General features: G+C 38.4%; 15 protein-coding genes. 1 reads left to right on the forward strand and 14 read right to left on the reverse strand.

Annotated features, from left to right (window positions below):
* Nucleotides 1-59 precede the first annotated feature (59 nt).
* From AC07YC_RS17205 to AC07YC_RS17245, 9 genes are all read right to left on the reverse strand, one after another.
* Complete coding sequence (locus tag AC07YC_RS17205) at nucleotides 60-653, reverse strand: TetR/AcrR family transcriptional regulator (protein ID WP_336634877.1); 594 nt, start codon at nucleotides 651-653, stop codon at nucleotides 60-62.
* Between the two features lie 174 nt (nucleotides 654-827).
* Nucleotides 828-995, reverse strand: a complete 168-nt coding sequence (locus AC07YC_RS17210; RefSeq protein ID WP_494919968.1) for a TnsA endonuclease C-terminal domain-containing protein — start codon at nucleotides 993-995, stop codon at nucleotides 828-830.
* Nucleotides 996-1,335: 340 nt separating this feature from the next.
* Entirely contained in the window at nucleotides 1,336-2,232 is an 897-nt protein-coding gene (locus AC07YC_RS17215) for a hydroxymethylglutaryl-CoA lyase (RefSeq protein WP_494919969.1), read from the reverse strand.
* A gap of 19 nt (nucleotides 2,233-2,251) precedes the next feature.
* Nucleotides 2,252-3,607, reverse strand: coding sequence for a tripartite tricarboxylate transporter permease (locus AC07YC_RS17220; protein WP_008175065.1), 1,356 nt, complete (start codon nucleotides 3,605-3,607; stop codon nucleotides 2,252-2,254).
* The gene (locus AC07YC_RS17225) at nucleotides 3,604-4,044 is read right to left on the reverse strand and encodes a hypothetical protein (protein WP_336634880.1); all 441 of its coding nucleotides are present in this window, start codon (nucleotides 4,042-4,044) and stop codon (nucleotides 3,604-3,606) included. Before AC07YC_RS17225 ends, AC07YC_RS17220 begins: the two co-directional genes overlap by 4 nt.
* Before the next feature lies 1 nt (nucleotide 4,045).
* The gene (locus tag AC07YC_RS17230; RefSeq protein ID WP_494919970.1) at nucleotides 4,046-5,302 is read right to left on the reverse strand and encodes a hydroxymethylglutaryl-CoA reductase, degradative; all 1,257 of its coding nucleotides are present in this window, start codon (nucleotides 5,300-5,302) and stop codon (nucleotides 4,046-4,048) included.
* 138 nt (nucleotides 5,303-5,440) lie between these two features.
* Nucleotides 5,441-5,989 carry a helix-turn-helix domain-containing protein gene (locus tag AC07YC_RS17235; RefSeq protein WP_336634882.1) on the reverse strand — a complete coding sequence of 183 codons (549 nt, stop codon included), beginning with the start codon at nucleotides 5,987-5,989 and terminating at the stop codon, nucleotides 5,441-5,443.
* A 293-nt stretch (nucleotides 5,990-6,282) separates the two neighbouring features.
* Entirely contained in the window at nucleotides 6,283-7,167 is an 885-nt protein-coding gene (locus tag AC07YC_RS17240; RefSeq protein ID WP_494919971.1) for a ribokinase, read from the reverse strand.
* 17 nt (nucleotides 7,168-7,184) lie between these two features.
* Nucleotides 7,185-8,138, reverse strand: a complete 954-nt coding sequence (locus AC07YC_RS17245) for a nucleoside hydrolase (protein WP_494919972.1) — start codon at nucleotides 8,136-8,138, stop codon at nucleotides 7,185-7,187.
* A gap of 92 nt (nucleotides 8,139-8,230) precedes the next feature.
* Here AC07YC_RS17245 and AC07YC_RS17250 point away from each other — a divergent pair, with 92 nt between their 5' ends.
* Nucleotides 8,231-8,863: a Crp/Fnr family transcriptional regulator gene (locus AC07YC_RS17250; protein WP_494919973.1), complete on the forward strand. Its 633-nt coding sequence runs from the start codon at nucleotides 8,231-8,233 to the stop codon at nucleotides 8,861-8,863.
* A gap of 152 nt (nucleotides 8,864-9,015) precedes the next feature.
* Here AC07YC_RS17250 and AC07YC_RS17255 read toward each other — a convergent pair whose 3' ends face one another.
* From AC07YC_RS17255 to AC07YC_RS17275, 5 genes are all read right to left on the reverse strand, one after another.
* A complete protein-coding gene (locus tag AC07YC_RS17255) occupies nucleotides 9,016-9,558 on the reverse strand; it encodes a histidine phosphatase family protein (RefSeq protein ID WP_494920021.1) in 543 nt (180 codons plus the stop codon).
* 377 nt (nucleotides 9,559-9,935) lie between these two features.
* Nucleotides 9,936-13,373 carry an immunoglobulin-like domain-containing protein gene (locus tag AC07YC_RS17260; RefSeq protein WP_494919974.1) on the reverse strand — a complete coding sequence of 1,146 codons (3,438 nt, stop codon included), beginning with the start codon at nucleotides 13,371-13,373 and terminating at the stop codon, nucleotides 9,936-9,938.
* Nucleotides 13,374-13,914: 541 nt separating this feature from the next.
* Complete coding sequence (locus AC07YC_RS17265) at nucleotides 13,915-14,706, reverse strand: nucleotidyl transferase AbiEii/AbiGii toxin family protein (RefSeq protein WP_494919975.1); 792 nt, start codon at nucleotides 14,704-14,706, stop codon at nucleotides 13,915-13,917.
* On the reverse strand, nucleotides 14,685-15,065 hold the full coding sequence (locus AC07YC_RS17270) for a hypothetical protein (RefSeq protein WP_494919976.1): 381 nt from the start codon (nucleotides 15,063-15,065) through the stop codon (nucleotides 14,685-14,687). Before AC07YC_RS17270 ends, AC07YC_RS17265 begins: the two co-directional genes overlap by 22 nt.
* 214 nt (nucleotides 15,066-15,279) lie before the next feature.
* Entirely contained in the window at nucleotides 15,280-15,840 is a 561-nt protein-coding gene (locus tag AC07YC_RS17275) for a hypothetical protein (protein ID WP_494919977.1), read from the reverse strand.
* Nucleotides 15,841-15,881: the final 41 nt, after the last annotated feature.

A 15,881-nucleotide genomic window follows, 5' to 3' on the forward strand; every position in this document is an offset into this window, starting at 1 on the left:
CTCCACAAAAGATACCATTTAGTCTCTTAGTGATTATAAAAAAGACGGCTTTATTGCCGCTAGTTAGAAATCATTGCAATATATTGCCTCAAATTATTTATTATGACATCTGTTAATTGTCCGTCATTCTTTAATCGATCTAATACGAGTCCACCTTCAAGTGTTGACACAATATAAATCGCAGTGTCGTATGGCTCCACTGACTGCTTCAACTCCTGGTGCTTAATTCCATCCTCTATAATATTCATTATCCACATTATCAACGTATCCATTGCTTCATTGATCGATGGCAGTAATGTATTCCCTTCTAAATCATCCATTTCTATAGCTGCGTTAAAAATAGGACACCCACCTACTATGGGTTTTCCTGACCTTAATTGTAAAAAGGCCTCCACAAATGCGATTAATTTATCTGTTGCATTTTCGTGTGTTGAAACACTCATCTTTAAATGCTCCTGCATGATTTCAGTAGCAAAAAGAAAAGACTCAACCATCAACTGCTCTTTATCCTTAAAGTGTCGATATATCCCCCCTTTCTGAATATTTGTTTCCTGAATAATGTCACTCATCGTTGTTGTCATGTAACCTTTTTTGTTAAAAATCGCAGAAGATTTTCGAATAATATTGCGCCTAGTTAATTCACCTTTTTTCATTTAAACCTCCAAAAAGATACTATTCGGTCTCTTTTAATGTAAATGAACTTGAATATAATTTCAACAACTATTTAACAAAATTTTATACAAAGTTCTATTTTCTTTTGCAAAGGGCAAATAGAAAGTATGCGCCTCCTTCAACTTGCTTTCATCAATTGACTAGATAACAATAGGTTATTCTACGTTTAACAGCTCAAGTATATCTACACGAATAATTTTCTGGGGAAGTAAATGATAAAATAGCTTCGTACCACTTCCCAAAGGCATATGTGTCTCTTTATCAAATACATTTGTAATTTCTCTAATACTTTGGCTTTCATTTAATATTCTAACAGCAATCATAATCTAGATTGCTGTATAAATTTTTGACTGAACGTTCTAAAAAAATGGTTGAATTGATCAATAGAACTTGATTTGTGCAAAAAAGTATTTTCGTCGGGATCGTAAAAGTAAAGGGCGGTCGAATTCCAACTTTCAAACGGAAATTCGTCTTGTCCATGGTGGATTAAAAGGACCTGTATATCAATGCGTAATCACCTACAAAATTAGGGCAATTAAAATAGGAATAGCGTATAACAGTTTGAGCTTTACCTAGCAGTATATTCCCTCAAAAAACTGCACCCCCAACTAGTAGCGTATAACTAACAATTGGGGGCGCTGATTGATTCCCATATTCTCTTTCCTATTTACTTTGCACTTTATAAACTTTACTATCAGGCTGTCTGTTCATTGCCTGTTGTAAAAATTGAGTTGCGGTAAATAATTTGTCTTCATCAATAGTTGTTTGTATGCCTAAGCGATGTAGGAAATTCACTAAATCATTCGTTGAGACATTGCCACTTGCACCAGGGGCATATGGGCAACCACCCAAGCCACCAATAGCACTGTCGTATTTTGTGATCCCGAGTTCAAGAGCAGTATAAATATTGGCTAAAGCGCGTCCATACGTATCATGAAAATGAAGGGCAAACAGATTACTGTCGTATTGCGTGAGTAGCTCTGTTAAAATAGCCTTCACTTGTACAGGGTCTGCTACACCGATTGTATCGCCCAGCGAAATCTCAGAAACGCCCATTTCTATATAGGCATCAATGATTCTCTTGACTGTTTGAATTTTTACCTCGTCCCCAAACGGACTGCCAAATACAGTTGAAATATAGCCTCTTAACGCTATACCTTCACGATTTGCCGCTTCCGCTACAGCCTTTAGGTTTTTCAAAGATTGGTCGATGGAAGCATTCAAATTACTTTGATTATGCTCTTCAGAGGCAGAAATGAATAATGCAATTTCATCAACTTTTTGTTGGATGGCCCCTTCTATCCCTTTTAAGTTAGGGACAAGCGCTGCATACGTTATCTTTTCATTACGTTTGATTTGCTCGAACACTTCATGATGATCGGCCAAGGCTGGTATCCATTTTGGACTAACGAACGAGGATACTTCAATATGGCGGACACCTGTTTCACTGATTAAGTTAATCCATTGCACTTTCAAATCAGTAGGAATAAATAAATTCTCATTTTGTAAGCCATCACGCGGGCCGACCTCTCTTATTTCCACTTCATTTGGTAAAGTCATAAAGATACACCTCCTTTAACTAAATGCCGAACAGCTGTAGCATAATCCAGCTTGATGCGTAGAATACCATGAATTGCACACCGGCCCCTACACCTAAAATACGATTTAATAAACCACCAACCGTTGCAACTGTAAATGTTAGAACTACCCCTAACAATTGTGCCTCGTTATAGGCAAGCAAAAACGCTAATCCTATGAACATGGCTACGATTGCTTCCTGGCTAATATATTTTAATACTAATACAGACGCTTTACGTGCATAATTCATCGCAAACGGATAAGCAATTAAAGCCGCCACACTAATACCAATTAACCCGAAAATGAAAAAGTCCCATGAAGACATTAACGTGTGTAGGTTGTTTACCGGATCCACAGTAAAAATCGGTGGTGCATTAAATAAAGGTGATGCTGGTCCAAGTGCTACTGGGCTTAACGGAATACCGAATGCAATTAATGGAATAATAGCTTCAGCGATATATGTCGATTCCGTTACTCCATTCATGACAGTAAGACTCGTTGTTGATTTTTTATAGGCACCTTTTGTGCGAGAACCTACAATTTCCCCCATTAAAGACGTCATCCCTACAGGACTAAAGACAAATGTTAAGGAAGAAAGGAACGTTGTAATGCTCGTGAAAATCGTCTGCCTTTTTGATAAAATTTTAAATGGATTTGGAAAATATCCTTTCCATGATTTCGTTTCAGGTGCAAGATTATATTGATTTTGCTTACTCCGCGTTAAATCATTTTTAGCCACAGGAGATGCAGCCATTAAAATATTACTAAACATTGGTCCAATGGCAATTCCTAAAAAGAATGTAATACTTAAATGTTTATCAAGCATCGCAAAGCTAACACTATCTAAAGCTTTAATGAAAAACGCAAATGGAATAATGATTAAAAGACTTGCCCATTTCCCTTTTGAAAAGAATGCGATTAAAATAGCGGCAAGTGTAAAAATAATGCCTGACGAAGATTTAAAGAAGTCGGCAAATTGACCTAAAAACTGACCTAATAGGACGGCAGTTGGTAAGGCGATAAATGCACCTATGACACCGCCTGAAATCATTTTACGTAGTGCAACGTGCGGCATACCTAAACGGCGTAATGTATTTGCATGGTCGATTAACGGTACAGCCGTTGTATCACCAGGAATACCTAATAGCGCAGTGGGTACAGCATGTGTTAAATGCTTAGCTAATACCCCCGCCATGAAAAATGCGAATACACCTTCAGGAGGCGCACCCAGTAAAATAACTAGCAATGTAATGGGTACCATAATGGCAGTTTCATCTGTACCTGAGATAAGACCAATGACAGTAAAGATAGCTGCACCTAGAAGAGCAAATAGCAGAGCAATTAAATAAATACTCATTTTTTATCCGCTCCCTTCAAGCCTTGTAAGCTAGCAAGAATACCAAATTCCTCGAGCTCTTTTTTTGTCACCGGATCTTCCTCAATTAAGCGTATTTCCTCATCGATATCGATTTGTAAATCTTCAAACGCTTCCTTTAAAGAATGACTAGATGTTTCATCCTCTACTAAAATACGCTTTGGTTTAAATAGAATGGTATTGATAACGACAACCATCAAAATACCTGCAATCCCTGTTAATAATGAATAGGAGTTAATCATTTGAGGGTCTGCAAACTTCGGAAATATCCACTGACCTAATTGATAGCCCAAAAAGCTGGCTGCAACGCTTAATATAATTGAAATGATTAACTGATTACCAGAAACCGTGTCACCTAAAATTTCGATAAACTTTTTTTCATCTACATTTTTTTGCTCATTATTTGGAGTATTCGCCAAGTTATTCACCTCGCAGAGAATTTGTAATCTCTAAAACACGATCATAACGGAAATCTTTCTCTTCAACTGCCTGCTGCACAACACGATCAATAATATCACCTGTTGCTCCTGCCATTACAGCCAAGTTTTTAGCATGCAGACGCATATGACCTGATTGAATACCTTCTGCGGAAAGCGCTCGTAAGCTAGCTAGGTTTTCTACTAATCCTACCGCGGCAATATAGCTGGCTAGTTCCTCTGCAGATTGCACATCCATAATTTTTAGCGCGGCTTTTGCAACAGGATGAGTCTTTGTAGCCCCTCCCACAATACCAACAGCTAACGGTAATTCCAATGTACCAACAAGATTGCCTTCTTTATTCAGCTCCCAAGTCGTTAAAGAACGATATCTGCCAGAGCGAGCAGCATAGGCATGAGCGCCTGCCTCAACAGCACGTGTATCGTTACCCGATGCTAATACTGCAGCAGTAATTCCATTCATAACTCCTTTATTATGGGTAGCAGCACGGTACGGATCAGCATCTGCAAATTCGTAAGCACTTACAATATTTTTCGCAATCTCTATTCCCCCAAGCATTTCTGTCGAGAATTCACCACGAGCACGAACAATACGCTTATCTGCTAAATTTGAAATTATTCGGAGCACAACTCGTCCATTTGTAATCCGTTCGATTAATGGTGACACCGATTCTGCCATCGTATTGACAGCATTTGCCCCCATCGCATCCTTCGTATCTACGATTAAATGCACAACAACCATTGTTTCTTTTGCTGTGTCGATTAAGTGCACCTCTACATCCTTTACTCCGCCGCCTAGCTTGACTAACGTCGGATCTTTTGCATTACAGTGTTCGATGATTTCATCTTTATGTTCAAAAATTTTCGCCCTTGCTGCATGAGGGTCATCAATATTTAATACTTGAATCTGTCCACGCATAACTGTTCCTGAGCTGGAAGTAAAAATTCCGCCTAACTCATATGCTGCACGTGCAGCGTTACTAGCTGCAGCAATCACAGACGGTTCTTCCGTCGCCATTGGTATAAATACCTCTTTACCATTTACTTTAAAATTGGCTGCTACCCCTAAAGGAATTGAAATGTGGCCAATAACATTTTCAACCATTGCATCTGCAAGCTCTAATGAAATTCCACTGTTTAAAGCTTCAACTTCCTCGTTTGTTAACTTTGATTTTTCAGCGATTAACTTAATTCGCTCTTCCACTGAAAGTAAATAAAATCCTTTAATTCGTGAAGTCATCCCCATACCCCCAAAAATATAAAAAGTGTAATAAAATTCAACTAAGTTGAATAGCATTACACCAATTGTAAATTGTCTGAATAGTATTGTAAACAAGAAAATTGTAATTTCGATCATATTGACGTTTAAAAGATAGATTTAATCCTCTACATAAATTGTTAATACTTTTGAGTTTTCCGTAGAGTTGTTAATAAAGATATGTTCTTTTTTTCCTGAAAAATACGCAGAGTCACCTTCTTCTAATTGGTAAAACTTATTATCGTATTTCAAGATGATACTACCCGAAATGATGTAAATGAATTCATCATTATCGTGTGTATAAAGGGCCAAATTTTCTGCCCCATTATGTACAGTGACAATTGAAGGATTGATATTGCTCATATAGCTCTTATTTGCTAACAGCTCGTATTGATAACCGAGCTGATTCGTTTCAACCGTCTCATTGCGCTCTCTCTTCGAAACAATAGAAATGCCATCAAATTGATCCTGAATAACAAACCAAGCCATAGGCACATCAAATATTTCCGCAATTTTGGACAATGTCACTAGGCTCGGTGTCGCTTTGCCATTTTCTATTTTAGAAATATGACTTTTTGTTAAATTGATCTGCGAAGCTAAATCATCCTGAGACATTTTATTTTTCTTTCGCATCTGTTTTATTTTTACTCCCACTTCTAGTAAGTTCATTCATTCCAGTCCCTTCGATCAGTTAGGCTTTTTACATAACTATACTATATTTTTAAATGAAGGATAGAAAATACGGAAAGTAGCTATTTAATGTCTTGAAATTAGAACAACTAAAGGGTGTGCAATGTTGTTCACTACACACCCTTTACTATGTTTTATGAGATCGATTTATTAGCAGTCTGTCCATGCATTGCGCCTGTTTTGTGAATAGCTAAAAAACGTAAAAGTTTGTAAAAAGAGCCCAAAAGAGTGGAGTCATAGCCATGATGAAATATCGGCAATTTCCCTATTTATTAGGCATCTTTACCAAGTACCTCCGCCAAAGTCGGGATAGAGGAAGAGGAGCCTTTTCTAGATACGGCAAGGGAAGCAGCTTTTGAGGCTATATTTAGTGCGGATTGAATGTCTGCTTTCTGAGAAATCATACTAAGGAAATAGCCTAAAAAAGTATCCCCTGCTGCTGTCGTATCCTTCACTTTCACCTTATAGATTTCTTGCTTATGTTCTTGAATATGGTCTCTATAAACGACGCCATTTGTACCTAAGGTCAACACAATTTTTAAATTGCTATTGTTTGATAGTAAATGATCGAGTATTTTGTTAGGTGATGTTTCTCCACTAATGGACTGTCCCTCAATCTCATTTAGTAGTAAAAAATCAATTTTCGAAAGGTCAACCTCCTTCATCGCATCACTTATTGGAGAAGGATTTAACGCAATGGTTAAACCCTTCCTATATGCCGCATTGATTAGATACTCTAGACCATTTATTTCGTTTTGTAGAACGAGGAAATCTTTCGCATTGAAGTTCTCTAGTACTTGATCAATTTGTTCGACAGTTATTTCTTTATTCGCTCCACCATAGAGGAAAATACAATTTTCACCTGTCGGCGTCACTTGAATAATGGCATGGCCTGTAATCAAACCGTCCTCAACTATTCCCTCAACATTAATTCCTTCTACGGCTAATGTTTGCTTGAGAAATAGACCATCTTTGCCAATTTTACCTGCATGAAACACTTGAGCGCCCGATTTTGAAAGGGCCATGGATTGATTTAATCCTTTTCCACCGGGATATTGTTCAAAGCTGTCCGAAGATAATGTTTCTCCTTCTTTCACAAAGTGAGGAATTGTATAAACCTTATCAATATTTAATGATCCGAAATTTAAAAATTTCATCTACCCACCCCATCCTATTAACTTATCAATAATGCTAATAGACGTTTCTTGAATAATGGATTGTCAATCGTCTTACATACTGTGGCATTAGGCGTGTGTCCTGCGAATCCATCCGAAATGGCAAGTTTACTACCGTCATTTAAGATTACTTGACCATAGGCAGCAGCTTCTGTCGTACACACATAGCAATAACATAATTTGTCCTCCAAAACGATTTCATCCCATAACACAACCCCCATTGCTACGGCATCTGGTAAATCAACAATATATTCATTACTTCTTTCTAAATTATACGCAAGCAAGGAACGGTTACATTGAACAGAGAACACAGCCTCTTCTTTACCACTTGCCAGTAATACATCCATATCTTCCTTATTCCATGCTGCTTCGCCTAAACATACATCAAATCCAATGATGGTAGTAGGTATACCCGAATGAAGCATAATACTATAGGCCTCTGCATCTACATACACATTAAATTCAGCAACAGGTGTTGTATTTCCAGGACCAAAGCCAGAAGTACCCATTGTGTAAATATGCTTGACCTTTTTCATTGTCTCTGGTGCTTTTAATAGAGCAAGGGCAATATTTGTAACGGGACCAATCGTTACAATTTCGATTTCTTCAGGGTTATTTTCAATCAATTCAAGAATCGCATCTACAGCATGCTTGCTTTCTGGCAAAAGTGTAGGATGTATTAACTGACAATCGCCCATTCCATCTTCACCATGAACATTCACAGCTGTAACTAAATCACGCATAAGTGGCTTGGCTGCTCCAACAAAAAGCGGTGGTTTTTGACCATTCGCAACCTCAATGGTCATTAGTGCATTTTTTGTCGCTAATTCAATCGGGACATTGCCACAAACAGTGGTGATCGCCTCTACTTTTAGATTAGATGATTTTAATGCCATAATTAAGGCTACCGCATCATCACTTCCAGTATCTGTATCAATAATTAATTTCCTCATATCAAAACCCCCATTCATATTTGCTCTGATTATATAATTCCATCTATAATGAAAAAAGGTCAAATGACCAAAACTAAAAAGATGGTGAATATATGGATTTTCAAGCTATTGTGAATGATGCACCAGCGCCGATTAAGAAAGAATTTATTTATAGAAAACATACAAAAGGCAGCCCTATCATTCACCCGCATGAACAAAATAATTATCTTTATATCCTAACTACAGGAACGGCAGAAGTGTATAGACAAAGCTATGAGGGAGCGATGCTGTCGCTTTATATTTATGATGCATATAGTTGTTTTGGGGAAATAGAAATTTTTAATGAAAAGATGAAAACACTCGGTGTAATCGCGAAACAAAATTGTGAAACGATAGCTATCCATAAAACAATCGTGTATGAATGGATGAAAATCGATTTTAATTTTAATGTTTATATCGTGAAACAACTTGCCTCCAAGTTAACATTAAGCTCAGATACTACAGCAAAATTATCATTGCTAACTGTTAAAGACCGTATTTTATTAAGCATACATAATCACTTTAAAATCGGTGATTTAGACCATCTTACAAAGCAAATTTTATCAAGCGAGGTCTGTGCCCCTATTAGAAGCCTAAATCGTTCAATCAGTCAGTGCATCAATGAGGGCCTTATACAGTATAAAAATAAAAAATTCTCTATTCATTCATTAGAAGAACTAGAAAAACACCTTAAACATTTTTTATAAAGTTTTCGATTTGTTTTCATTTGGCAACGGTAGATTATTCCAGCACATAAAAAAGTCAGTTTCCTGTGCGCTCAGGATACCGACTTTTTTTTGCTTCATCTAATTTGGTCCATTACCTAAGGAAACATGTATTAACCGTCCTTACTACATTCTTAGAGCCTTTTCACCCCTACTAATTCCTGTCGGTTAAATTCCATTTTGTATATATCGGGCTTGGTTGTTTGTAGCAAAAAATCTACATTGTACGCTTCATGATAGTATCCCATCATCAAGGTCATGACTAATGCGTGAGTTCCTATTACTACTTTTTGTCCCTCATAGGTATTTAATAGCTCTTTTAAAGCTTTTACAGCTCTTTTTTGACACTCGTTATTCGATTCTCCACCCTCTAATGCTAAATTGGGGTCCAAAAAGGATTTCTCTAATAGCGGAAATAACTCATTATCAGGTAATCGCCTTTCTTCTGATGAAAATATTCTCTCTTTTAATTCTTCATATACGATTACTTCTTGACTCAGTTGTTTAGCTAATGGCTCAACAGTTAAAATGGAACGAGTATACGGACTGGATATTATAGTATCAATTCCCTCACCCCTTAACACTTCAGCTATACTTTGAGCACCTAATTGGCCGTTCACAGTTAACCCTCTTGTCCGGTCAATTCCCTCATACGGAGATTCACCGTGCCTCACCATATAAATAAACGTCGTTTTCCCCTTAACAAATGCCACTAATCATTCACCTCATGTATTATTTAGCAGGAACAATATATTATAGGTATTTCAATGAAATTCCCAAAAATATATGGTTTATCCTTTTTTATGATCTATTTTATAGAACGAATCTGGATGAAATGAGTTTCAAAAAATGTAATTTAACACCAAATCAATTACCCTGCACTGATAATTCGATAAAGAAAAAAGAGTAGCCTACAAGACTCAAAATGTTCTCATTCAACATTAAAGAGCATCATTCTTTTTCAGGAATGATGCTCTTATAAAACCAAATTTACTGATGCTCGAGTGTCTTTCTACGTATAATTGACAATTGTTAAATGAAGCTCCAAGCGTATTTACATATATCCTAGCTTGTTAAGAAGACGGTTCATTATTATCGCCATTTCAGCACGGGTTGCAGTTTGATGTGGTTTAAAATCACCTTTATTATCACCTATCATAATACCGTTGGAAATGATTGTTTGTACTGCCTCAGTAGCCCAATTGGATACTTCTTTTGAATCATTGAGAGATATCGAATAGTTTACAGAAGCATTTGAAGAAGTGCTGCTACCATATTCAAGTACTCTCGAAAGGATGACCGCAAGTTCTTCCCTTGAAACAAATTCATTCGGTCGGAAACTACCGTCCTCATACCCATTCACCAATCCAGCTTCTGTTGCAGAGGAAATCGCCTCTTCGTACCATTGACCAGAAATATCGGTTAATGTTGCCGTATGCGCTGGCTCTGGGATGCCTATTGCCCTAACCAAAAGTGCTGCTGTCTCCGCACGCGTTAAGTGGGCATTCGGATCAAAGATTCCCTGTCCTTTTCCCTCAAAGATAAGCATTGAAGCCAACTTTTCCGCTTCTTTTTTGGCCCAATGTCTGTTCATATCAGCAAAAGTTTGTTGGCTATCCATATTTAAGTACAAGCCATCGCTGCTGGCGGGCAGCACCGCATAGACATGACCTCCGATATTTTCATAACGGACCGGAACATATTTCAGTTGCTTAAGCTGCTCATTCCATAACGCTACAATCGTATCTGTAGGGTTAGTGGAAACGGCAATGCGTCTTTCAACCTCGCTGCCTAATTGTGTGATAGCAATTCCAGCTTCGTCTCCAATACTCATAATAATTTTAAATTGAATAGGTCCAGACAATAATTTTGCACCTCGAGATTTTAGATTATTTAATAAAGGAACTGGAGCTTCCGTCTCTCCAACGTAAATTGAAAAGTTGATTTTATCGCTGTTTTTCCCTACAAATTGGTTATTTGCAGAAGCAATCAATTTAGAGACAGGCAGTTTCATTATGCCACCAGCCGTTGTTATTTGAAACGCAAACGAAGGATTCAACTTGAGTAATTTGTGTGCCGTTTCTCCGCTCACCTCGAAATATCCCTTTGCTGTCTTCTTATCGAGCTCAATAAAGCCAGATTTCACTTGAGACTGGGTAAGGTTCATTCTTTCCTTTTGATTATTCTGGTCAATGAAATCAATGTAAAATTCCGATTGTAGCTGTTCAGATTCCTTAGTAGGTTCCTGACTTGGTTCTTTAATAGGTTCTTTTGGCTCCTCAACATTTGTATTATTCCTTAAAACTATCAAATGAAACTGTCGACTGTCTGATTCCAGTCCTTTTGTTACCGTAGCTGTGAGGGTAACTGTTTGGTCTCCTGATGATGGCTGAGAAACTGAACCGTCGGCAGGATTAATCAGCTCTGCCCGACTAGAAGTCCATGTAATGGAAGAGCCATTCTTCCCTATAGCTGGAAGACTCAACCGATTTCGTACGTGCTTTTCATCATCACCAGCTGTGTAACCAATCGCAAGTAGCTTTATGTCTTGAGCCACAGCCTCTTTATCCATCATATCGGTAGCTAAAATCGTTAGGTTATATCGGATTTTATAAGTTGTCTGATTCGCATCAACCTCTGCCTCCAGCGTTATAGCTGAGTCGCCAGCTGGGTAAGCCGGCCGATGCACGGCTCCTGTTGTTGCATCAAGTAAGCTGTTGTCCGAAGACGTCCAGCGAATGGGACGACCTGCATCATCTGCACTTGGTAACCCAACATTTGACTTCACCGCATTGGACGTTTCTCCTGTGGCGAACACTGGTTTTGGAGCAGCATAAACGGTTAGCTGGCCTATGTCGTTTATCACCTCGTAATTGGACAAGCGGTTCAATGGATCAAGAAGCTGTGCAGTAATATCATAAACACCTTCAGCGCTATCTTCCCTCGCTACTGAATCATACTTTGCCGTAATGGAGTCATCGGCAACAGCGCCTGTAAGATTACCAGTGAATGGAGGATTTGCTTTACCTACCCAGCGTGATACTGAATCTGTCGCAACGTGAAGCTCAGCTTTTGTAACTGTTAGCACTCCCTCTTCCATCACAACCTGATAATTACTAAGCTTGTTTTCACGATCAGATAAGGACGAAACGATTTGATACAATCCTACTGAGCTTGATTCGGTTGCTGCTGTCGAATAGGACGCTAGAATTTCATCTCCATTCACAATTCCAGTAATTGAACCACTCAAAGGCGGATTGCTTTGTCCATATGCCCGGGATTGATTCGCAACCATGACGGTTAAAGGAGCTGGTGTCACAGTTAAAGTACCTGGTGAATAAGTGATTGTGTACTTCGTTGATGCCAAACCACTGGCTGTTATATTATAATTGCCGATTGAGCTTGAAGAATCAGCCGATGTGAAATATACTGGTTGCCCGATGGAGGCAGCTGTGTCCCATGGCATCAGGCCGTTATAATTCAGTGTAAAATTGTTATTCGATGCTCCATATTGTCTCGTCACATTGTTAGGCGATACAGTGAGCGGGGCTTTGTTGACCGTAAGTGTTGTTGTCTGTTCTGCCGCAGGATAAGGATACGAAGCTTCTGTCGATATTTTCAATTCATAGCTTCCCGCAGCTTGCCTAAGTGAATAGGAGCCCGAACCAATACCTGCTGAATTGGTTGTGATAAACCCTATAGTACTTCCATTAATGGAGACATTCATTCTTTTTCCTGCGATAGGCCCATCAGGTGTTGTCAGCAATGCCGAAATAACTACCGTTTGGCCGTATGTACCATTTAAAGGAGATACTGCAAGCGTAGTTGTATAATCTCTTGGTGATTGTCCGACATAGGTATTAAAGCCGAAGTCATAATTTGTCCAATTGTTTACCGTATAGGCTTTGCCTCCTCCATATACGTCGGAAGTATAAACCTTCCAAGACGTTTGCGGCGTATCACCGATTGAGGATGTTAACAGCATCGTATATTGCTGTCCCGCTTGTACTTGCGTCGGCTTATCGAATAATACGCTCACCCAGCCCCCTGGATTATAAGGGATATCAATGCTCTTAAATGTCGCAGTTGCCAAAGCGGCTCCGGTAACACTTTCACCATCATAAATACTAAGCGTAAAAACAATCCCTGAGCTTCCGTAATCTACCATATACAAATCGATTTTATTCAAATAACCGGACAAGCCGGCCGTAAAGCTTTGACCATTTCCGTGCGCACGATAGATGCTTCCTGGATCCCCTGCTCCGGACGTTTGGTCAAGCGTATCAGCAGCCGATGCAGAACGAAGACCATTAAGTCTTTCTGGAATGACCACATTTTCCTCTTGTCCAGTATCATCCGTTAACATGACATCCGAATCGATAGGTGTCACCACAGCATCGTCATCGTTTGTATCATTTGCATTGGCAGACATATCCCCCCAGGGTAAACCAAATAGTAATAAAATGATGAAGATGTTACTTATTTTTTTCAAATATAAACGCCCTCCTTACGTGATTTGTCGCTTTTCTCTATGTATCATTACAGAAATACATACATTTTCACTATACTATAGAAAAAAAAAGAGTAATACTGAATAATGTTAATGATTAGCAAATTAACATTCAAAATTAATAGATTTTTGTATAGCATCTAATGTAAAGTGGACTGTAAGTAATAATCCGTTACTTAAAACCCTAAAGAGGTTCATTCACACGACCACTGCAACTACTCCCAAGAAACCTACGAGAATAGTCACCTGCAAACCTATAAAAAAGGTAGCACCTGAAATTTTTCCTGATGCTACCGACAAATTATCATATTTCTATCGTTTTTAAAACGGGACTTAGTACAAATTCATATATTTACATACATAATTTATTGAAATTGCTCTATGCATATCTTTGTACAACTAGCGAGAAGATAGTGCAACGACCGCTCCCTAGCAAATGCGTTTATCATCTCCCTATCCCAGATACACGAAATCATTCTATGAAAAACCCCGCGAACTTTTATTGTTCGCAGGGTTTCTATCGCTATTGCCAAGCTTGCTCCGTACCATTCCACTGTTTAAAAAACTCTTCATCTGCCAATAGGACTTCAACTATTGGGTTGAAAAATTGTTTAACAATTCCTTTTTCTAGTATAGGCGTTGACTCCCATGTCAGGTGACGTTGGTCAGACAATTCCTCAAGATAAGCCTGTAATTTACGACCCTCTATGTTTTGTGTTTGTAATACCCTCTCAATATCTTCTACTATTTTTGAAGTCATAGAGGGATATTGGAAAATGTCAAGCAAGCCTTGGGCAACTACAAATTCGACTGAAGAGGTAGAGAGCTCCGCTGGCTTCATGTCAAGCATCGACGGGAAAGTAATGGTCATCGGCGCTATACAATTTTCTATAAAGGTTATTTTAACTTCTATGTATGTAGTGATGTTGTCCAATATTACCGGTATCTTTAAGTGAATATTCGTATCCGTTATTATACTTTCGATGTCATTTTCTAAAAATTGAACGCCGTCCTCTTGTATTTCGATCGAACAAATTTCTGTAAATGCCTGTTGGACTATGTCGTTTTGATTCGCGCTTTTTCGTGCTGTGAGTGTTAGTTCATTCGGCGGCATCCCTACCCCTTCAGCTAATGTAAAGAAGAAAAGATCCCCTTCTATGTAAAATTGATCATAATAGGATGATGTTGATAAACGGTAGAGAAGTCTTTCCTGACAATAAAATGCTACTAGTTGCTCAATGCTTACTTTCTTCATTTCTGCCATTTTTGTTAATTGCGTGATTACATCTGCTGTTATTGTATTGATTTTCTCCATAAACTTCCCTCACCTTTTTGATTTTTCAGATTTTTAATTACAGAATTTAGACTTTTACTAAAATTCTTGCTTTTATTATTACTTATTTTACTAACATAGTAAACGGCAATGTATACCAGCCTAATTTTGGCAACAAAAAAAACTGCCAGCAGCTCATGCGACAGCGTCCAACAATTAGACAAGGGGCAGCCTCGCTCATGCGAAACTACCCCTTTAGTATTTATAGGTAACATTTTCGTAAATTGTAAAAGTCTCAACCCAATCATCTGGGGAATATTATCTTGAAACAATAGTTGTTTCATCACCGCGGTAAAATTCCACTGTGTGCTCTCTAACTTAAGCAACGCAAACCCTACCATCTTTTGCGTCCTTGCAGCCCCAAAGCATGCGCCAGTGTGAATAAGTATCTACAAAAACAAAAAGCAGAATGCCAGATTACTGAAATATGCCACCTAAAATAGCACGTTTTTAATTATAGCACTCTATATTAAAATTGTAAAGCACTAATTATAAAATCTCTCAAACATCAACCAAATTATCGTTCAAAAATAAATAGAGTTATCAAATGGACTGTCATTCTTTTCTCGAATAGATTAAAGCACCACCTGATCCCATCATCATTAAATGTTTACCAGAAGGAGAAAATCCACATTTTATAGCACCATCCAAACGCTGTATATCAATAGCTGTAGCATTGCTTAAATAGCTATAACGGGGTGTAAATAGATAATCGAGGACTACGGTTACACGTGGCCACCATGGGTAAATGACGTCAACCTGCCAGCCATCTAATGTCACATGTATCCCATCCCCCGCTTCCAAGCCAAAAATGGCGATAGGTTTCTTTAATAATGGAGAATGAAAGGTTAAGCGGTCCTCACTGATACAGTCCTCCGTCCATTCCGCATCTCGTTCACGATGAAGGCAAAGACCCGTTATCGGTTCAGTAATACTATAGCCTGACCCACTTATGAGGATGATATTTTCATCTTGATCCCATCCACAGGCTAGTACACCATTGGCAGGAATGATCGTTTCATGCTCCCACGGACTCGGAGGTTTTGTAGCTTTCAATGATTGTGCTTTGGCTAATAAATCTAGTTCAAAAGCGGTTCTAATTTCGCTATTCGTCATATAGATTTGGAGCCTCCTTATTATTTCCCTATAATTAAATA

Source organism: Lysinibacillus sp. GW247-5R2A (genome assembly GCF_059424475.1).